This is a genomic window from Streptomyces sp. NBC_00341 (genome assembly GCF_041435055.1).
In the GTDB taxonomy this organism is placed as follows: Bacteria; Actinomycetota; Actinomycetes; order Streptomycetales; family Streptomycetaceae; genus Streptomyces.
In genome coordinates, this window is the sequence record NZ_CP108002.1 from 7,807,910 (window position 1) to 7,825,988 (window position 18,079).

At 71.1% G+C, this 18,079-nt stretch carries 16 protein-coding genes and 1 pseudogene; 7 read left to right on the forward strand and 10 right to left on the reverse strand.

What is annotated here, in order from left to right; genetic code table 11:
- The first annotated feature begins 46 nt into the window (after positions 1–46).
- Both OG892_RS34900 and OG892_RS34905 read left to right on the forward strand, forming a co-directional pair.
- Positions 47–1,261 carry an acetyl-CoA C-acetyltransferase gene (locus OG892_RS34900; RefSeq protein WP_327340039.1) on the forward strand — a complete coding sequence of 405 codons (1,215 nt, stop codon included), beginning with the start codon at positions 47–49 and terminating at the stop codon, positions 1,259–1,261.
- 31 nt (positions 1,262–1,292) lie between these two features.
- Positions 1,293–3,500, forward strand: a complete 2,208-nt coding sequence (locus OG892_RS34905) for a 3-hydroxyacyl-CoA dehydrogenase NAD-binding domain-containing protein (protein WP_371631183.1) — start codon at positions 1,293–1,295, stop codon at positions 3,498–3,500.
- Between the two features lie 24 nt (positions 3,501–3,524).
- Here OG892_RS34905 and OG892_RS34910 read toward each other — a convergent pair whose 3' ends face one another.
- Positions 3,525–4,256, reverse strand: a complete 732-nt coding sequence (locus tag OG892_RS34910) for a MerR family transcriptional regulator (RefSeq protein ID WP_073734392.1) — start codon at positions 4,254–4,256, stop codon at positions 3,525–3,527.
- A 163-nt stretch (positions 4,257–4,419) separates the two neighbouring features.
- On the opposite strand from OG892_RS34910, the gene OG892_RS34915 reads away from it, so the two are divergent.
- The 3 genes from OG892_RS34915 to OG892_RS34925 all read left to right on the forward strand — a co-directional run bounded on the left by OG892_RS34915 (position 4,420) and on the right by OG892_RS34925 (position 6,665).
- Complete coding sequence (locus OG892_RS34915) at positions 4,420–5,328, forward strand: aminoglycoside phosphotransferase family protein (protein WP_371631184.1); 909 nt, start codon at positions 4,420–4,422, stop codon at positions 5,326–5,328.
- A gap of 117 nt (positions 5,329–5,445) precedes the next feature.
- The gene (locus tag OG892_RS34920) at positions 5,446–5,922 is read left to right on the forward strand and encodes a macro domain-containing protein (RefSeq protein WP_328695009.1); all 477 of its coding nucleotides are present in this window, start codon (positions 5,446–5,448) and stop codon (positions 5,920–5,922) included.
- Positions 5,923–6,008: 86 nt separating this feature from the next.
- The gene (locus OG892_RS34925; RefSeq protein ID WP_327340043.1) at positions 6,009–6,665 is read left to right on the forward strand and encodes a TetR/AcrR family transcriptional regulator; all 657 of its coding nucleotides are present in this window, start codon (positions 6,009–6,011) and stop codon (positions 6,663–6,665) included.
- 20 nt (positions 6,666–6,685) lie between these two features.
- Here OG892_RS34925 and OG892_RS34930 read toward each other — a convergent pair whose 3' ends face one another.
- From OG892_RS34930 to OG892_RS34960, 7 genes are all read right to left on the reverse strand, one after another.
- The gene (locus tag OG892_RS34930) at positions 6,686–7,651 is read right to left on the reverse strand and encodes a formylglycine-generating enzyme family protein (protein WP_371631185.1); all 966 of its coding nucleotides are present in this window, start codon (positions 7,649–7,651) and stop codon (positions 6,686–6,688) included.
- Positions 7,648–8,583, reverse strand: coding sequence for a hypothetical protein (locus OG892_RS34935; RefSeq protein ID WP_371631186.1), 936 nt, complete (start codon positions 8,581–8,583; stop codon positions 7,648–7,650). Before OG892_RS34935 ends, OG892_RS34930 begins: the two co-directional genes overlap by 4 nt.
- Positions 8,580–9,428, reverse strand: coding sequence for a carbohydrate ABC transporter permease (locus OG892_RS34940; protein ID WP_079193312.1), 849 nt, complete (start codon positions 9,426–9,428; stop codon positions 8,580–8,582). The genes OG892_RS34935 and OG892_RS34940 overlap by 4 nt, the downstream gene beginning before the upstream one ends.
- Positions 9,425–10,276: a carbohydrate ABC transporter permease gene (locus OG892_RS34945; protein WP_242436610.1), complete on the reverse strand. Its 852-nt coding sequence runs from the start codon at positions 10,274–10,276 to the stop codon at positions 9,425–9,427. The genes OG892_RS34940 and OG892_RS34945 overlap by 4 nt, the downstream gene beginning before the upstream one ends.
- A gap of 201 nt (positions 10,277–10,477) precedes the next feature.
- Positions 10,478–11,731, reverse strand: coding sequence for an extracellular solute-binding protein (locus tag OG892_RS34950; protein WP_073734398.1), 1,254 nt, complete (start codon positions 11,729–11,731; stop codon positions 10,478–10,480).
- Positions 11,728–13,098, reverse strand: coding sequence for a sulfatase (locus OG892_RS34955; RefSeq protein WP_371631187.1), 1,371 nt, complete (start codon positions 13,096–13,098; stop codon positions 11,728–11,730). Before OG892_RS34955 ends, OG892_RS34950 begins: the two co-directional genes overlap by 4 nt.
- Positions 13,095–14,138: a hydroxyacid dehydrogenase gene (locus OG892_RS34960; protein ID WP_371631188.1), complete on the reverse strand. Its 1,044-nt coding sequence runs from the start codon at positions 14,136–14,138 to the stop codon at positions 13,095–13,097. The genes OG892_RS34955 and OG892_RS34960 overlap by 4 nt, the downstream gene beginning before the upstream one ends.
- A 117-nt stretch (positions 14,139–14,255) precedes the next feature.
- On the opposite strand from OG892_RS34960, the gene OG892_RS34965 reads away from it, so the two are divergent.
- Positions 14,256–15,428 (forward strand): ROK family protein, encoded by a 1,173-nt coding sequence (locus OG892_RS34965; protein ID WP_371631189.1) that lies wholly within the window; start codon positions 14,256–14,258, stop codon positions 15,426–15,428.
- A gap of 54 nt (positions 15,429–15,482) precedes the next feature.
- Here the strand turns inward: OG892_RS34965 and OG892_RS34970 are convergent, their stop codons facing one another.
- Entirely contained in the window at positions 15,483–16,367 is an 885-nt protein-coding gene (locus OG892_RS34970; RefSeq protein WP_371631190.1) for an oxygenase MpaB family protein, read from the reverse strand.
- Between the two features lie 285 nt (positions 16,368–16,652).
- On the opposite strand from OG892_RS34970, the pseudogene OG892_RS34975 reads away from it, so the two are divergent.
- Positions 16,653–16,859 (forward strand): annotated as a pseudogene (locus OG892_RS34975) (oxygenase MpaB family protein); the annotation flags it as partial.
- Positions 16,860–16,962: 103 nt separating this feature from the next.
- Here the strand turns inward: OG892_RS34975 and OG892_RS34980 are convergent.
- Positions 16,963–18,000, reverse strand: a complete 1,038-nt coding sequence (locus OG892_RS34980; RefSeq protein ID WP_073734403.1) for a LacI family DNA-binding transcriptional regulator — start codon at positions 17,998–18,000, stop codon at positions 16,963–16,965.
- Positions 18,001–18,079 lie beyond the last annotated feature (79 nt).

Below are 18,079 nucleotides of genomic sequence, written 5' to 3' on the forward strand. Positions count from 1 at the left end.
CCGACCCCCTCACCGGGCCGAAAACCACCCCCGAAAGGCAGCTGTCTTGAGTACCGAAGCATTCGTCTACGACGCGATCCGCACCCCGCGCGGCCGAGGCAAGGCCAACGGCGCCCTGCACGGCACCAAGCCGATCGACCTCGTCGTCGGACTGATCCACGAGCTCCGCGGCCGCTTCCCCGGCCTGGACCCGGCGGCCATCGACGACATCGTCCTCGGCGTGGTCAGCCCGCTCGGGGACCAGGGCTCCGACATCGCCCGCATCGCCGCCATCGCGGCCGGCCTCCCCGACACGGTCGCGGGCGTCCAGGAGAACCGCTTCTGCGCATCGGGCCTGGAAGCCGTCAACCTGGCCGCCGCCAAGGTCCGTTCGGGCTGGGAGGACCTCATCCTCGCGGGCGGCGTCGAATCGATGTCCCGGGTGCCGATGGGCTCGGACGGCGGCGCGTGGGCGATGGACCCGATGACCAACTACGAGACCGGCTTCGCGCCGCAGGGTGTCGGCGCCGACCTCATCGCGACGATCGAGGGCTTCTCGCGCCGCGACGTCGACGAGTTCGCCGCGCTGTCGCAGGAGCGGGCCGCCGAGGCGTGGAAGGACAACCGCTTCGCCCGTTCCGTCGTCCCCGTCAAGGACCGCAACGGTCTCGTCGTCCTCGACCACGACGAGCACATGCGGCCCGGCACCACGGCCGACTCCCTCGCCGCGCTCAAGCCGTCGTTCGCGGGCATCGGCGAGATGGGCGGCTTCGACGCGGTGGCACTCCAGAAGTACCACTGGGTGGAGAGGATCGACCACGTCCACCACGCGGGCAACTCCTCCGGCATCGTCGACGGCGCGGCCCTGGTCGCGATCGGCTCGAAGGAGATCGGGGAGCGGTACGGCCTCACGCCGCGTGCCCGGATCGTCTCCGCGGCCGTCTCGGGCTCCGAGCCCACCATCATGCTCACCGGACCGGCGCCCGCCACCCGCAAGGCACTCGCCAAGGCCGGGCTCACCATCGACGACATCGACCTCGTCGAGATCAACGAGGCCTTCGCCGGCGTCGTCCTGCGCTTCGCCAGGGACATGGGGCTCTCCCTCGACAAGATCAACGTCAACGGCGGCGCCATCGCGCTCGGCCACCCGCTCGGCGCCACCGGCGCGATGATCCTCGGCACCCTCATCGACGAACTGGAGCGCCAGGACAAGCGCTACGGCCTGGCCACCCTGTGCGTCGGCGGCGGCATGGGCGTCGCCACCGTCATCGAGCGTCTCTGACCGTTCCCCTTCCTACGGAGAAGACAGACACATGACCGAGAGCACGACCATCCGCTGGGAACAGGACGAGACCGGCGTCGTCACCCTCGTACTCGACGACCCCAACCAGTCCGCCAACACGATGAACCAGGCCTTCAAGGACTCCATCGCGGCGGTCGCCGACCGCGCGGAGGCCGAGAAGGACACCATCCGGGGCATCATCTACACCTCTGCCAAGAAGACCTTCTTCGCGGGCGGCGACCTCAAGGACATGATCAAGGTCGGCCCGGAGAACGCCCAGGCCGCCTTCGACACCGGCACCGCGATCAAGAGGTCGCTCCGCCGCATCGAGACCCTCGGCAAGCCCGTCGTCGCCGCCATCAACGGGGCCGCCCTCGGAGGCGGTTACGAGATCGCCCTCGCCTCGCACCACCGCGTCGCCCTCGACGCGCCCGGCTCCCGGATCGGCCTGCCCGAGGTCACCCTCGGCCTGCTCCCCGCGGGCGGCGGCGTCACCCGCACCGTACGCCTCATGGGCATCGCGGACGCGCTGCTCAAGGTCCTCCTCCAGGGCACCCAGTACACCCCGCGCCGCGCCCTGGAGAACGGCCTGGTCCACGAGGTCGCCGCCACCGCCGAGGAGATGCTGGCGAAGGCCCACGCCTTCATCGACGCCAACCCCGAGTCCCAGCAGCCCTGGGACGTCAAGGGCTACCGGATCCCCGGCGGCACCCCGTCGAACCCCAAGTTCGCCGCCAACCTCCCCGCCTTCCCGTCCAACCTGAAGAAGCAGCTGAACGGCGCCCCGATGCCCGCGCCGCGCAACATCCTCGCCGCCGCCGTCGAGGGCTCCCAGGTCGACTTCGAGACCGCCCTGACCATCGAGGCCCGGTACTTCACCGAGCTGGTCACCGGCCAGGTCTCCAAGAACATGATCCAGGCATTCTTCTTCGACCTCCAGGCCGTCAACTCCGGTGCCAGCCGCCCCAAGGACATCGAGGAGCGCCAGGTCCGCAAGGTCGCCGTGCTCGGCGCCGGGATGATGGGCGCCGGCATCGCCTACTCCTGCGCCCGCGCCGGGATCGACGTCGTGCTCAAGGACGTCTCCACGGAGGCCGCCGCCAAGGGCAAGGCGTACAGCGAGAAGCTGCTCGACAAGGCGCTGTCCCGGGGCCGTACGACCGAGGCCAAGCGCGACGAGCTGCTGGCCCGCATCACCCCGACCGGCGACCCGGCCGACCTCGCGGGCTGCGACGCCGTCATCGAGGCCGTCTTCGAGAGCACCGCGCTCAAGCACCAGGTGTTCCAGGAGATCCAGGACATCATCGAGCCCGACGCGCTGCTCTGCTCCAACACCTCCACGCTGCCCATCACGGCCCTGGCCGAAGGGGTCACGCGCCCGGCCGACTTCATCGGGCTGCACTTCTTCTCGCCCGTCGACAAGATGCCGCTCGTCGAGATCATCAAGGGCGAGAAGACCGGCGACGAGGCCCTGGCCCGCGCCTTCGACCTGGTCCGCCGGATCAAGAAGACCCCGATCGTCGTCAACGACTCGCGCGGCTTCTTCACCTCGCGCGTCATCGGCCAGTTCATCAACGAGGGCGTCGCGATGGTCGGCGAGGGCGTCGAGCCCGCCTCCGTCGAACAGGCCGCCGCCCAGGCCGGATACCCGGCCAAGGTGCTCTCCCTGATGGACGAGCTGACGCTCACCCTGCCCCGCAAGATCCGCGACGAGACCCGCAGGGCCGTCGAGGAGGCGGGCGGCAGCTGGGCCGGCCACCCCTCGGACTCGGTCATCGACCGCATGGTCGACGAGTTCGGCCGCCCCGGCCGCAGCGGCGGCGCGGGCTTCTACGAATACGACGAGAACGGCAAGCGCACCCGCCTCTGGCCCGGCCTGCGCGAGCACTTCGGAGGCTCCGGGGGTCGTCCCTCGGGTGGGAACAGCACGAAGCCGGACACGGACATCTCGTTCACCGACATGCAGGAGCGGATGCTCTTCTCCGAGGCACTGGACAGCGTCCGCTGCCTGGAGGAGAACGTCCTGATCACCGTCGCGGACGCCAACATCGGCTCCATCATGGGCATCGGCTTCCCGCCGTGGACCGGCGGCGTGCTCCAGTACATCAACGGGTACGAGGGCGGCCTGCCCGGCTTCGTGGCCCGCGCCCAGCAGCTCGCCGAGCGGTACGGCGACCGCTTCCTGCCGCCCGCGCTGCTCGTGGCGAAGGCGGAGAAGGGCGAGACCTTCCACGACTGAGGCCTCCGCGCGCCGCGTTCACCGTCACTCGGCGGTGAACGCGGCCCGCAGCTCCTCCTTCAGTGACCGCTGGAAGGCGGTCACCAGCGCCTGGAGCACCATCGGCTGCATGTGCGCCGACAGCGACTTCATCGCCTTGACGTGCTCCGGGTCCGACTCCCGCTCGCGGTACGGACTCCACACCTCGTCCCGGAAGAGCCGGGTCAGCTCCTGGGCGGCCGAGCGGGTGTGCTCCAGCAGGACCGTACGGGCGGCCAGGATCGTCTCGTGCGCGATCGGCACGTCGAGCAGCTCCACCCCGAGCCGCAGCAGCCCCGGATCCACCCGGTAGGGGGCCTCGCCCGGATCGGCCCGTTCCAGCACCCCCATCGCGGCCAGCCGGTCGAGGTCCTGCCCGGTCAGCGACCGCCCCGCCCGGCGTTCCAGCTCCGCCCCGGTCACGTCCTCCGCCGAGTCCGGCGCCCAGGAGGCCACCAGCGCCCGGTGGATCGCCAGGTCCTGGGCGCTCAGATCGGGCGGCAGCTGCTCCAGGTAGCGTTCGATCGCGGCGAGCGTCATGCCCTGGTGCTGGAGCTCCTCGATCAGCGCGAGGCGGGAGAGGTGGTCGTGCCCGTAGTGCCCCACCCGGCGCGGACCGATCACCGGCGGGGGCAGCAGCCCCCGGGTGCTGTAGAAGCGCACCGTGCGCACCGTCACCCCGGCGCGAGCGGCCAGCTCGTCGACCGTGAGCGTCGGCTCCTGTGTCCCGGTCGCCATCTCTGCTCCTCGTGTCCGACCCCGCGGATGAACTGCCGGGCGTGTGCGTCGATCAGGTTCAACAGTATTGCTGTCTCACCACTGTTGTGAAAGTGCCCCGGCGACGGCGGAGCGCGAGGTAATTTCACTGGCGGCGGCGGAGCCCGCGCACCAGGCTGTCGCCGTGACACTTCATGAGAACGAGATCGACGCGGATGAGGCCGTCGTCCGGGAGCTGCTGCGGGAGCAGCGCCCCGAATGGGCCGCCCTCCCCGTCTCGCCGGCCGGTGCGGGCACGGACAACACGATGTACCGGCTCGGCGAGCAGCTGCTCGTACGGCTGCCGCGCACCGCGGACAACGCGGAGGCGGTACGCAAGGAACAGACGTGGCTGCCTCGGCTGGCACCGCATCTTCCCTGCCGCATCCCGGAGCCGGTGCACGCCGGCTCCCCGAATTCCGCCTACCCGCTCGCCTGGTCGGTCTACCGCTGGATCGACGGCGAGGAGCCCGGCCCGGGAACGGTCACCGACTGGACCCTCTTCGGGGCGGATCTGGCGGCGGTCGTGCGGAAGCTGCACTCCATCCCCCTCATGGGAGCCGCTCGTGAAGGCGGACTCAGCTGGTACCGCGGAGGTGGCTTGCGGGATTGTGACCGGTCGGTCAGCGGGTACTTCGACGACTGCCGGTCGATCCAGGGCCTCGACCTCGACCTCGCACGCCTGCGGGACCTGTGGCGCAGCGCGCTCGAACTGCCCGAGCCCTCCGGCCGGCAGGTGTGGCTGCACGGCGACCTCAAACCCACCAACCTTCTGGTCCACCGGGGCAGGCTGCACGCGGTCATCGACTTCGGAGCCCTGTCGATCGGCTTCCCCGACGCCGAGCACGCGCCCCTGTGGGATTTTCCACCCCAGGCCCGACAGGCGTACTGGGACGCGATGGGCCTCGACGACCTCACGTGGCTGCGCGCCCGCGCATGGGCCGTCGCCGTCGGAATCAGCGGGATGCCGTACTACTGGCATACCTTTCCCGCCTTCGCCCGCGAGTGCCTGTCACGGCTCCGCGCGATTCTGGAGACGGCCGACGAGCGGTGAAGCAGCCCCGGACGAGCCTCCCCGCGGAGCCCGGCCCCCGGCAGGAGCGGAGCCCGGCCCCCGGCAGGACGGGTGCGCCGCCCGCCCGTTGTCAGTGCGCGCTCGTACGCTGGTGCGATGACCGAGATCGTTTACGTACGGGGGGACGCCACCGCACCGCAGGGCAAGGGCGTCAAGCTGATCGCCCATGTCTGCAACGACCTGGGCGGCTGGGGCAAGGGCTTCGTCCTCGCCGTCTCGCGCCGCTGGCCCGAACCGGAGGCCCGGTACCGCACCTGGCACCGCGAACGGGCCGGCAACGACTTCGGGCTCGGCGCCGTCCAGTTCGTCCGGGTGAGTCCGTACGTCTGGGTGGCGAACATGGTGGGCCAGCGGGGGATGCGCACCGGCAGCCAGGGGGTGCCGGTGCGCTACGAGGCGATCGGTACAGCGCTGGGCGCGGTGGCCGACCGAGCCCTTGAGCTGGGGGCCTCCGTCCATATGCCGCGGATCGGCTGCGGACTGGCCGGCGGGAAGTGGTCCCGGATCGAACCCCTGCTGGAGCAGCGGCTGTTGAGCCGGGGGATCGAGGTGACGGTGTACGACTTCGACTGACGCGGAAGCGACAGAGTGACAGGACGGAGCTCTCTGTTGCGGCGCCACTATGGTGGACCCGAACCGGCACAGAGCGGGGAGGTCCCATGGCCGCACGGAGCACGGACGAGGCACTGCTGGCCCGGGCGCTGGACGGTACGCCGCCCTCCGACGCGCTGAGCGAGCAGATCCTCGACGCCGCGCGTGAGCAGTTCATGACCTTCGGGCTGCGCCGTTCCACCGTCGACGACGTCGCCAAACGGGCCGGGGTGTCGCGCGTGACCGTCTACCGGCGGATCGGCAACAAGGACAGCCTCGTCTCCGCCTGCCTGCTGCGTGAGTACCGGCGCTTCCTCGTGGAGGTGGACGACGCGGTCGCCGCTCTGCCCACGACGGAGGACCGGCTCGTCGAGGGCTTCACCGCGGTGCTCCGGCACATCCGCGAGCATCCGCTCATCGGCGGTCTGCTGAGACTCGAACCCGAGACCATGCTGCCGTTCCTGACCCTGGAGAGCGGACCGGCCCTCCTCGCCATCCGCGGGTACCTGGCGGACCGGCTGCGTGAGGCCCGGCGCGCGGAGGGCGGCCCGGCCAGTGATCCGACACCGGTGGCCGAACTGATGGTCCGGATCACCGTCTCCTTCCTCCTCAACCCCGTCAGCTGCTTCGAGCTGGACGACGACACCCAGGTACGGGAGTTCGCCCGGAGCTATCTGCTGCCGCTGCTCGCGACCCGTTCCGCGGACCGCCCGCGGGGTGGCTGAGGGGCAGAGGCCGCGATCAGTCAGTCGATGCCGGCCACGCAGCGGAATCCGATGTTGCCGGCGCTGCTGTCGGGTGTGTTGGAGCTGCGCGCGTCCACACGGTAGCGGAAGCAGTAGCTCTCGTGGCAGAGGTACGAGCCACCGCGCATCGCCTTGCGCTCGCCCCTCGGCGGACCGGCCGGAGCGGTCCGCGGACCGGTGACGTGCCAGCTGGGGTGGAACCAGTCGGAGCACCACTCCCAGACGTTCCCGCAGGTGTTGTACAGGCCGTATCCGTTGGGCTCGTACGCGTCCGCGGGGGCCGTCCCAAGGTAGCCGTCCGCACCGCTGTTGTGCGTGGGGAACTCGCCCTGCCACACGTTCATCCAGTGCACGCCGCCGGGTTCGCGCTCGTCGCCCCATGGGTAGCGGGCCTGGACCAGACCGCCGCGGGCCGCGTACTCCCACTCGGCCTCCGTGGGCAGCCGTTTGCCCGCCCACCTCGCGTAGGCGCGCGCGTCACGCCAGGTGACGTGGACCACCGGGTGGTCCATCCGGCCGGCCAGATCCGAGCCGGGGCCCTCCGGCCGGCGCCAATCGGCGCCCGTGACCTGGTACCACCACGGCGTCGCCGGTACGGGACGCGCCCCGCGTGGGTGCTCGGGCAGGAACGCGGAGAACACGAAGGAGGTGCCGAACCGCTCCGCCAGGGTGACCCAGCCGGTCGCCTCTGTGAACTCCGCGAACGCGGTGTTCGTCACCGCCGTGGTGTCGATCCGGAAGGGGGCCAGTTCGACCTCACGCACCGGGCCCTCACCGTCGGCCGGGTAGCCCTGCCCGTCGTCGGTCCCCATCAGGAACCTGCCGCCGGGCAGCAGGGCCATTTCGGTGCGCGACGGTTCCACGGGGCCGTTGAGGTCGCCCGTGGCCGGCCGGGGCTCCGGTAGGGGCGGTGCCTGCGCACCGGCCGCCCGGCTCGCGGCGCAGCACGACGCGTCACTCGTCACGGGCGCGCTTCCCCGGATCGGTGGGGCAGTCGCACCGGCGCTCCGGTGAGCCGGCTGCGGTGGGCCGCTTCGACGACGGCCACGATGTCGAGGACCTCCGCCTCGGGGACGTTCGGGACGCCGGTCCGGCAGCTCGCGACGATCGACGTGAGCAGTCCGGTGAGCATGGCGGGCCCCGCCTCGATGGCGAATGCCCTTCCGCCACCGGGGCCGTTGAGGTGCCCGGTCGTCAGCGGTGACCACTCCGCTTCGCCGCCCAGGGTCGCGATCCGTCCGTCGGCCCAGGTCAGTTTCGTGCGCCGGGCGTCCGTGGCGTCGACCGCGACGCATCCCGGCCCGAGGGCCGCGACCGCCAGATCCACCAGGTGCACTCCGTACCAGGCCAGGAACGGGTGGCCGGGCTGGGTGGGCAGCGGCCCCGTGAGATCGATGCGGTCGACGTCGCCGGAGCCGAGTGCCTGCCGGAACTCGGGCGTGAAGCGCTTCGGTGAGCCGGCCAGGGGCAGGCACGCGTGGTGACGTGCCGTGGCCAGCATCGCGTGGGCGTCACGGAGCGCGAGGGCGAACCGCGTGTCCACGTAGACCGGCTTGCCGAACGGTGCGAGCCGGGTGAAGTACCCGTGGTGGGTGCGGGCGTCGGCGGCGACGATCAGCAGCGCGTCGCAGCGCTCGGCGACCTCCTCCGGGCTGGAGCACAGCGGAACTCCGAGGTCCCTCACCTCGCCGGCCAGGGCGTCGACGCGGTCCCGGCCGAGGGGGAAGTCCGCGGCTGCCACGCCCTTCCACGCCGCCGTCACGGTGGCGCCGGGCACGGCGCCGGTGACACCGTCCCCGAACAGACGGGTGAAGGACGGCGCGTGCGGCGAGTCGACGCCGATGAGCCCGAGTCGCAGGGGCGCGGGTGCCGGTACCGGTGCCGGTGCGGGCGTCATCCCTTCACCCCCGAGGAGACGACGCCAGCGACGATGTGCCGCTGGAGCACGACGAAGATCACCAGGCAGGGCAGGAAGCTGATGCACGCCGCGGACATGATGCCCGCCGTCGACACCGTCTCGGTGTGCAGGGTGGCGAGTCCGACGGTCAGGGTGCGTGCCTCGTCGGTCTGGCCCACGACCAACGGCCACAGCAGGTCGTTCCAGTGCCACAGGAAGACGAAGATGGCGAGCGTCGCGAGCACGGGCCGGATCAGCGGCAGCACGATCCGGCTGAAGGTGCGCCACTCGCCCGCCCCGTCGATGCGCGCCGCGTCGAACAGCTCGTCGGGCAGATCGCGTACGAACTGCCGGATGAGGAAGACGGCCTGCGCGTTGGCCAGGGTCGGCATGATCAGTCCCCAGAGCGTGTTCACCCCGTCCAGGCGCGCGACGAGGATGAACGTCGGGATGAGGGTGGCCTGCATCGGCACCATCAGGGTGGCGACGATCGCCCACAGCAGGGCGTTGCGCCCGGGGAACCGCTTGCGCACCAGGGCGTAGGCGGCCATGGAGGACGTGAGCAGGATGACCACGACCGAGACGGTGGAGTAGACGAGGGAGTTGAGCAGCCAGCGGGGGAAGTCGCCCACCTCGAAGACGCGGGTGATGTTGTCGAACGTCAGCGAGTGGGGGATCGCCTGCGGAAGGGTGGGGGCGTCCTCCGGCGACAGCGCGAGGACGATCACGGCGAGCAGCGGTCCGACGGTGAACAGCGAGATCAGGGTGAGTGCGAGGGCCGGCAGCCACCTGCGGGGCGGGCGGGCGTCCGGGCGCAGGCCCAGCGCGGTCGGCGGGGTGGTCACTTGGTCTCCTTTTCGTCGATGAACCGTCGCTGTACGAGGGACAGGACGAGCACGATGGCGAAGAGGACCATGCCGATCGCCGAGGCGTAGCCGAAGTCGAGGAACTTGAAGCCCTCGTCGTAGAGGAAGTAGATGAGGCTGCTGCTGGCCCGGTTGGGGCCGCCGCCGGTCATCACGTAGATGGTGTCGAACACCTGGAAGCCGGTGATCGTCTCGATCACGAGGACGAAGAACAGCACCGGCCTGAGCAGGGGCAGCGTCACGTACCGGAACGCCTGCCGGCTGTTCGCCCCGTCCAGGCGCGCCGCCTCGTGCACCTCGGCGGGCAGTGCCTTGAGTCCGGCGAGGAAGACGAGCATCGAGTAGCCGAACCCCTTCCACACCGAGACCAGGGCGAGGCACGAGAGCACGAGCAGTTGGTCACCGGAGAGAAAGGGCACCGGGCCGAGTCCGCCGAGTCCGCCGAGTGCCGCGTTGAGCGGTCCGTCACTGGCGAAGATCCAGGACCAGATGATGCCGGCCATCACGAACGAGCTGAGATACGGCAGGAAGAGCACGGCCCGGAACGTCCCCTGGAAGCGCACCAGTTTGTTCAGGAGCAGCGCGCCGGCCAGGGAGACCACGATGATGAGCGGGACGAAGATCAGCACGTAGGTCGCCGTCACCCCGAGGCTCTTCCAGAAGAGCGGATCAGAGGACAGGCGCGTGTAGTTGTCGGCCCCGAGCCACGACACGTCCCCGTTGAGGCGGTAGCGCGTGAGGCTCATCGCCCCGGCGCCCGCGATGGGCAGGAATTTGAACACGGCGAAGATGACGACCGTCGGCAGGACGAACAGGAGGCCGGTCATCGCCTCCCGGCGCTTGAGCCGTCTCCGGGCCGCTTGACCGCCCGGGGACGGAGACGGGGCCCGGGATGCCGGGGGAGGTATCTTGCCGCTCTTTGAGACATGGCTCGGGGTGTGCACGGACATGGCGACCTATCGGTGATGGAGAGACGGACCGGGGGAGTCCGGTACCGGGCGGGGACCGGACTCGCTGCACTGGCTGCGTCAGGACCGGGAGAGCAGCTCCCGCGCTTCCTTCGCCGCCTTGTCCAGGGCCTCCTTCGGCGAGAGATCACCGCCGAGTGCGGCCTGGATGCCGGGTGCCAGAGACGCCATCACCTGACGCGCGGCGGGCGAGGACTCACCGGGATTGGCGAACCGGAGCGCTTCGTTCAGCACCTGGTAGTCAGGTCCCGTGCTCGGCGCCTTGACGTCGGTGCGGGTGGGGAAACTGCCAGCGGCGGCGTTGAGCGACTTCTGCGTGGTGGGCGAGCTCAGGTAGGCGAGCACGTCGTTGGCGGCGTCCCGGTTCTCGTCCTTGCTGATGGAGGTCAGGGAGAGCAGGCCAGGGTTGCCGTAGGTCGCGCGGACCTTGCCCTGGAGGGGCAGACCGAGCGACACGTTCTTCGCGCCCAGTGCCGCCCGCATCTGGTCCAGTTCCGGCAGGGACGTGACGGGCCGCATCGCGACCTTGGAGGCGGCGATGGGGGCGCCCTGCACGGCGGGGCCCTCGGTGGCGGCGTCGGCGGGCAGGCCGCCCGCCTTCTTGAGGTCGACGAGGAACTGAAGGGCGGAGACCCCCGCCGCGGAGTCGAAGGCGACATCCTTGCCGTCACCGCTGAAGACCCGGCCCCCGGCCTGCCAGAGCAGCGGGTAGAAGGAGAGGTTCAGCGTCTGTTCCGGGCTGCCGGCGTAATCCATCACGGCGACGCCCTTCTTGGCGAGCACCGGCGCGGCCTTGCGCACGTCGTCCCAGGTCTTCGGGAGTTCGAGGCCGGCGTCGGCGAATATCTTCGTGTTGTACGCGGTGGTGTTGATGTTCTGGAAGATGGGTACGCCGTACAGCTTGCCGTCGATGGTGGCGGCCTTGAGGGTCGCGGGGAAGAAGGCCTTGCGCTCCTTGGCGACGGCGTCGTCGACGGGCAGCAGCCCCCGCACCTTGTTGTAGGTGGCGGCCTGGTCGGGCGTGATCAGCACGATGTCCGGACCGGTCCCGGCGGCGAGGGCGGCGGAGATCTGTGCGTCGCGCTTGTCGAAGGTCTGGAGTTCGATGTTCAGGTCGATGTCGGGGTGCGTCTTCTCGAACGCGGACTCCGTCCCTTCCCAGAACTTCTTGCTCGCTGCCTCGTCCTTGATGACCGGGTACATCCACACGGTGACGTGTGACTTGCCGTCGTCGGCGCCCGATGCCGAGCAGGCGGAGGCGGTCAGGGTGGCCGCGGCGGCGACGGCCGCGCAGCGAAGCAGTCGTGTGCTCATGCTCGTTCTCTCTTTCGTTGTGCGGCGCCGGCCAGCGCGGTGAGGGCGTCCACATGGCGGCCCAGCAGGGGAGGGGCGGTCAGGAGCGGGTCGTCGACGTCGCGCATCCACTGCGACAGCGCGCGGGCGAGTTCCTCGCGGACACCGGCGCAGGCAGGGTCCTCCGCACGGTTGTCACGCTCGTGGGGATCGCGCACGAGGTCGTACAGCTCGACGGTCGGGCTGGTTTCCACCGTGGGTCCCCGCAGGTCGGCGGGGAGGCTGCGGCGCACCCAGGACTGCGTGGGGTCCATGGCACGCGGGGCGTTGGCGAAGTTGACGACCAGCTTGTGCGAGGCGGAGCGGACCGAGCGCTTGGGGTCGTAGTAGATGTGGTGGGTGAGCTGGCCGAAGGTGTGCGTCCGTGCGGCCGTACCGCTCTCCACGACCGGGACCAGGCTGGTGCCCGGCAGCTCCGCCGGCGCGGGCAGGCCCACGAGTTCGAGCAGCGTGGGCAGTACGTCGATGTGGCTGACCATCTGCGTGACCCGGCGCCCCGGCCATCGCGTGCGGCCGGGTGCCCGTACGAGGAGGGCGACCTCCAGGCCCGGGTCGTAGAGGGTGCACTTCGCGCCGGGCAGCGCGAGTCCGTGGTCGGTGGTGAACACCACGACGGTGTCGTCGCTCAGACCGAGCGCGTCGAGGCGGGCCAGTATCCGGCCGACGCCCTCGTCCATGTGGCGTACGGCCCCCTGGAGTTCGGAGATCTCCTCGCGGGCGCCCGCGTCGTCCTGGAGGTAGGCGGGGACGGTGACCCCGAGGGAGCTGTCCGGGCTCACCGTGTCGCCGAGGAAGCCCATCACGCCGGGGCGGTCGTCGCGCGCCGGCGTGCGGTGCGGTTCGTGGAAGCCGACCTGGAGGTAGAAGGGGGCGTCGGAGGCGGCCGCCCGGTCGAGGGCTTCGGTGGTCCGCTCGACGACCGTGTCCCGGTCACCGCCGGAACGCACCCGGTCGAACCCCAGCCGTTCGGCGACGACATCGTCGGACAGCACCCTGGACTCGTGGTGCACGCCGATCAGTTCGGTGCCGTAACCGGCCGCGGAGAGCCTGCTCGCGAGGTGGGACGAGGGATCGGTGAGGTCCCATCCGAAGGGGTCGTGGGTGAGGCCGAGCACGCCGTTGGTCTGCGGATAGGTGCCGGTGAACAGCGAGGCCCGAGCGGGGCTGCAGTGCGGGGCGGTCGCGAACGCCGACTCGAACAGTGCCGATTCGGCGGCGAGGGAGTCCAGATGGGGGCTGACCACGGTGGGGACTCCGTACGCTCCGAGGAAGCGGCCCAGATCGTGGCAGTGGATCAGCAGGATGTTGCGTGCTTCGGTCCGGGTCATCCCATCCTCGCCAGGTCCTCGCGCGTCAGCGCGTGCTCCAGGGGCCGTCCGGCCAGGAAGCGGCCGATCTCCTCCACGACGATCTGCCCGCCGCGCTGCCGTGAGTCCGAGGTGGCGCCCGCGATGTGCGGTGTCAGCAGGGCATTCGGCAGGCCGCGCCAGCGGTCGTCGACGGGCAGCGGCTCACTGGTGAACACGTCGAGCGCGGCGTCGATCCGGCCGGAGGCGACCTCCGCGAACAGCGCGTCCATGTCCACCACGGAGGGCCGCGCGGTGTTGACGAACACCGCCCCGTCCCGCATCGCCGCGATCTCCCGGGCGCCGATCATCCCGTGGGTCTCCGGGGTCGCGGGTGCGTGCACGGCGATGACATCACTGGTGGCCAGCAGTTCGGCCAGTCCGGTACGGAGCTCGGTGAGCGGGTCGCCGGACGGGATGTAGGGGTCGTGGACCCGTACGTCGGCGCCGAGCGCCCGGCACATGCGGATGTAGTGACGGCCGGTGCGCGAGGCGCCGACCACACCGACGCGCGCCCCGCTGATCTCGCGCCCGCGCCGGGTCTCCCTGGCCGCGTCCCACTCCTGGCCGGAACGCAGGGCGTGATCGTGGCGGTGGGTGCGGCGCAGCAGCGACAGCGTCAGCCCGAGGGAGAGCTCCGCGACGGCGGGAGCCATCGCGGCTCCCGCCTGGGACACGGGCAGACCGGTCGCCCAGAAGTCGTCGCCCACCAGCCAGTGGATCGAGGACGCCGCGTGCATGACGAACCGCAGATCGGGGGCGAGCGCGAGGCGGGCGGCGTCGAGCCGGGGGAACCCCCAGGCGGTCACGAGTACATGGACGCCGTCGAGGGCCCGGCCGAACGCGTCGGGCGTGTGCAGTGCGGCCGGCTCGCTCTCGGTGATCTCGCCGAGCGCGGCGAGCGCGGCGAGCGTCGGCGGAGGGAAGAACGCTGCCCGTTCCCCGGGTGCGACGCTCAGGTGGATCCGGATGGGCGAGCCCTGGGGATGTCGCCCCTGACCCGTTCCGAGGTGGTCATTCATGGTGTGGAAGCTAATCAGCGTACTTACTTCTGTCAATGACCGAATAAATTACACTGGGCCTCGCCACGGGCCCTGAGGGGTGCCCGTCCGCCGGATCGCCAGGAGGAAACGTCAGTCATGAAGCCACGTGCCGGGAGCAAAGCCCTGATCCGGGAGATCAACGAAGCTCTGGTTCTCGACGTCGTGCGGGTGCGCCGCCCGGTCGCCAGGGCGCGGATCGCGGCCGAGACGGGACTGAGCCCGGCCACCGTCACGGGCATCACGGCCCGGCTCCTGGGTGCCGGGCTGCTCACGGAGGCCGAGGCCGGACGCAGCACTGTGGGCCGGCCCGCCCGGCTGCTCGACCTGAGCAGTGACGGGGTGCTCGCGGCCGGGGTCAGGCTGTCGAGCACCGAGGCCTATGTGGTGCTGGTCAACATGCGCGGGGAGGTCGTCGCCTCGCATCAGGAGCAGCTCGCCTCCACGCGGCCGGAGGACGCCGCCGAGACCATCGCCCGCGCGGTGCGCTCCACGACCGGGAGCAGGGCCTCGGCCACGCTCGTCGGCGTCGGGGTCGCCGTGTCGGGCGTCGTCGACCAGCAGGGCGGAATCGTGCTGCACAGCGGCTCGATGGGCTGGGAGAACGTCGCGTTCCGGCGCCGCCTGGCGTCCCTGATGGACACCCCGGTCGTCCTCGACAGCTACGTCAACTCCGTGGCCTCCGGGCTGCTGCTCTTCGACGGGGGGCTCGGCGGTCGCAACCTCGTGATCTTCAGCGTCGGGGAGAGCCTGGGCGCCTCCGTGGTGGTGAACGGGAACATCCACCGCGGCTTCAATGGCACCGCGGGCGGCTTCGCCCACGCCCGCGTCGGGACCGGCAGCGCGCGCCCCTGTCACTGCGGAGCCGAGGACTGTCTGGAGACCTGGTCCAGCCGCTGGGGGATCGAGCGTGAGATGGAGAGACGCGGGGCGGCGCCGGGCAGTCTCGCCGGTGGCGACGACGTCATCGAGAGCGCGGCGGACCGGCTCGGCGCCGCCGCGGCCAACGCCGCCAAGATGTTCGGCCCCGAGGGCGTCGTCATGGCGTTCACGCCGGAGATGAACATCCCGGCGCTCACGGCCCGCACGGAACAGGTGTTCCGCGGTCACTACGCCCACAACGCCACGCCGCACCCCACGCTGGAGCTGACCGCGACCGGCCCGTTCGACCACGCGTCCGGCGCCGCCCACACCGTGCTCGCCCAGCTCTTCACCGCCAGCACATCCGATGCCGCACCCGGCGACTCCCCGAGCACGGCGGGCGTCGGCTGACCCGGGCGCACCGGCGCCGCAGGGATGCGGCGCCCGGTCGTGGGGCGGGGCGGCTCAGGCGGCGGCCGTCTCGTCGGGCAGCGGCTCCAGGGGCCGGCTGCCCGCCCAGTGCGGCCCGAGGTCGTCCAGCCGCCAGCCGAACGGATAGGAGCGCGGCTGCGGACGTGAGGGCAGCCGGCGGGGCCGCGCCGGGAGGAGGCGGACACAGTGCGAGCGGGCGCGCAGCGATCCGGCGGCCGCGGAGCGGACCCAGCGGGGCTGCGCCCGGAACCCCAGGGCGCGCAGCAGCGGTTCGTCCAGCAGGGCGAGCGAGAAGCGCGCGATCAGGGGGCGCAGCGGGCGCGGGTACCAGCCGGCCATGGTCCGGAACGTGGCGTTGGCGACCCGCCGGTTCGCCGGGTCGTACGCGAACATCCGCTCCTCGTAGGAGTCCAGCAGCCGCTCGAACCCCTCGTAGGTGTCCGGTGCGCCCTCGATGCCCATCATCGCGGCCATCTTCCGGCCCACCTCGGTCAGCGCCTGCGTCTCCACCCGGCACAGGGGCCGCCAGCCGAACCGGTCGATCCAGCGCTTCGGTCCGACGACCGTGGTCGCCAGGACGTACAGGAAGTCCTCGTTGGGTATCCGGTACTTGCCGTGGATCCGGTTGAGGTGCCGGGCCGCCGCCCGGCCGCGCTCCGAGTCGAAGCCGTCGGCGGCCATCTCGTACCCGATCAGCACCGTGTCGTCGTACCGCTTCTGCCCGGCCCGTTCGAACTCCTGGGTCCGGTCCAGGAGTACGGAGATCCGGGGGACGCCGTAGTCGCGGAGGAAGGCGACGCTCACCCCCTGCCGGTAGTCCCAGGGGAACTCGTACTGAGAGATCAGCCGAAGGATCTCGGCGTAGTCGCGCGCCGGATCCATCCGGCGTATCTCGCGCAGGCGGCTGTATCGGCCCATGGTGCGCCCTCCTGTCCGTGTACCGGTTCCCTGCGGGACCGCTCCGGTGTGTGGTGCCTGGTTGTGATGCTCCAACTCGCCTGATGCATAAGGGATGTGAGGGGTCGTCTGTTCTGGGAGTCAAAGTTACAAATACTATTGACTTGTTTCACGGGTCCCGTCAACAGTGCGGACGGGTGGGTGCGCGACCGGGCGCGGCGGGGGCCGGTGCGCGTGACGTCGGAAGCGTTCGCATGCTGGATCGGGCGGGGGCCGGGCGCCCGCACCGACCATCAGGAGCACCGAATGAGCAGCGAGCAGGACCCCGTACCGCCCCCGCCCGGGGGTGTGCTGTGGAGCCTGTCCGGCGACATCCGGGCCCTGCTGATGCTGCCCGCCGCCCTCACCCTCCAGGTCGCCCATCCCGCGGTCGGCGCGGGCGTCGACGAGTACTCCGTCTTCCGTACGGACCTGATCCGCCCGCTCGGCGGGGAGCAGGAGCGGGCGCTGCGGCGGTTCTGTGGAGTGGTGCGGGTGGTGGTGCCGCTGCTGCCGGAGCGACTGCGCTACCTGCCGAGGGCGCGCCGGGCACGGGCGGCCCACCGGGAGGCCGGGATCAGGCGGAAGCGCGCCGGATCAGCTGGGTCGGCATGATGACCGGACCGGCGTCCCCGGCGCCGTCGTTGAGCCGGTCCATCAACAGCCTTACCATCAACCTGCCCATGCTGACGACGTCCTGACGGACCGTCGTCAGCGGGGGGTCGGTCGTCTCCGCGACCGACTCCATGTCGTCGAAGCCGACCAGCGCCACATCCTCCGGTACCCGGCGGCCGTGCTCGCGCAGCACCCGCAGGGCGCCGGATGCCATCAGGTCGTTGGCGGCGAAGACGCCGTCCAGGTCCGGCCGCCTCGCCAGCAGCCCGGCCATGGCGCGGGCGCCGCCCTCCGCGGTGAAGTCACCGTCCGCGACCAGTGCGGGGTCACCGTCCGGCAGTACGTCGAAGTAGCCGTCGACGCGGTCCAGGGCCGAGGTCTGGTCGCGCGGGCCCGCGATGTGCGCGATGTGCCGGCGGCCCAGCGAGGCCAGATGGCGTACGGCCTCGCGGGCGCCGCCCCGGTTGTCGCAGTCGACGTAGGGGACCGCGGGGCCGGAGGCGCCCGGCCGTCCGGGGCGCCCGCCGTAGACCGTCGGCACCCGGAACCGGCTTATGACCGCGGACAGTTCGTCGTCCGTGTGCAGCGAGAAGGCCAGCACACCGTCCACATGGCCACCGGCCAGGTAGCGGGTGACCCGGTCGAAATCCCCGCTCCCCTCCACCAGGAGCAGCACCAACTGGGCGTCGTAGGTGATGAGTTCACGGCTTATGCCACGGATGTGCTGGGAGAAGAAGGGATCGGAGAAGATCCGGATCTCGGGTTCGTCGATGATCACGGCGACCGCCCCGTTGCGCCGGGTCACCAGGGTCCGGGCGGCGTGGTTCGGCACATAGCCGAGCTCGTCGACCGCCTTGCGCACCTGGTCCACCAGCGGCTGACGCACCCCCGCACCGCCGTTGACCACCCGGGAGGCCGTCGCCCGGGACACCCCGGCGCGGGCCGCCACGGCTTCCAGTGTGGGGCGTGCGTGAGAGGCATCGGGGGTGGAACGGGGCAAGGGACGCTCCTCGGAGGCGCGGGAGGGGGGCGGGATCCGGCCGGGTCCCGGCCGAACAGCACGGACCCCGCCAGCCTAC

Coding starts and splice junctions, on each gene's coding strand:
- OG892_RS34945 (WP_242436610.1), bottom strand. CDS start 10,276: ATGACCGGCCTCCTGTTCGTCCTGCCGACGGTCGTCATCTTCGCCGTG.
- OG892_RS34925 (WP_327340043.1), top strand. CDS start 6,009: ATGGCCGCACGGAGCACGGACGAGGCACTGCTGGCCCGGGCGCTGGAC.
- OG892_RS34910 (WP_073734392.1), bottom strand. CDS start 4,256: ATGGCGACCGGGACACAGGAGCCGACGCTCACGGTCGACGAGCTGGCC.
- OG892_RS34965 (WP_371631189.1), top strand. CDS start 14,256: ATGAAGCCACGTGCCGGGAGCAAAGCCCTGATCCGGGAGATCAACGAA.
- OG892_RS34955 (WP_371631187.1), bottom strand. CDS start 13,098: ATGACCCGGACCGAAGCACGCAACATCCTGCTGATCCACTGCCACGAT.
- OG892_RS34920 (WP_328695009.1), top strand. CDS start 5,446: ATGACCGAGATCGTTTACGTACGGGGGGACGCCACCGCACCGCAGGGC.
- OG892_RS34950 (WP_073734398.1), bottom strand. CDS start 11,731: ATGAGCACACGACTGCTTCGCTGCGCGGCCGTCGCCGCCGCGGCCACC.
- OG892_RS34960 (WP_371631188.1), bottom strand. CDS start 14,138: ATGAATGACCACCTCGGAACGGGTCAGGGGCGACATCCCCAGGGCTCG.
- OG892_RS34905 (WP_371631183.1), top strand. CDS start 1,293: ATGACCGAGAGCACGACCATCCGCTGGGAACAGGACGAGACCGGCGTC.
- OG892_RS34935 (WP_371631186.1), bottom strand. CDS start 8,583: ATGACGCCCGCACCGGCACCGGTACCGGCACCCGCGCCCCTGCGACTC.
- OG892_RS34970 (WP_371631190.1), bottom strand. CDS start 16,367: ATGGGCCGATACAGCCGCCTGCGCGAGATACGCCGGATGGATCCGGCG.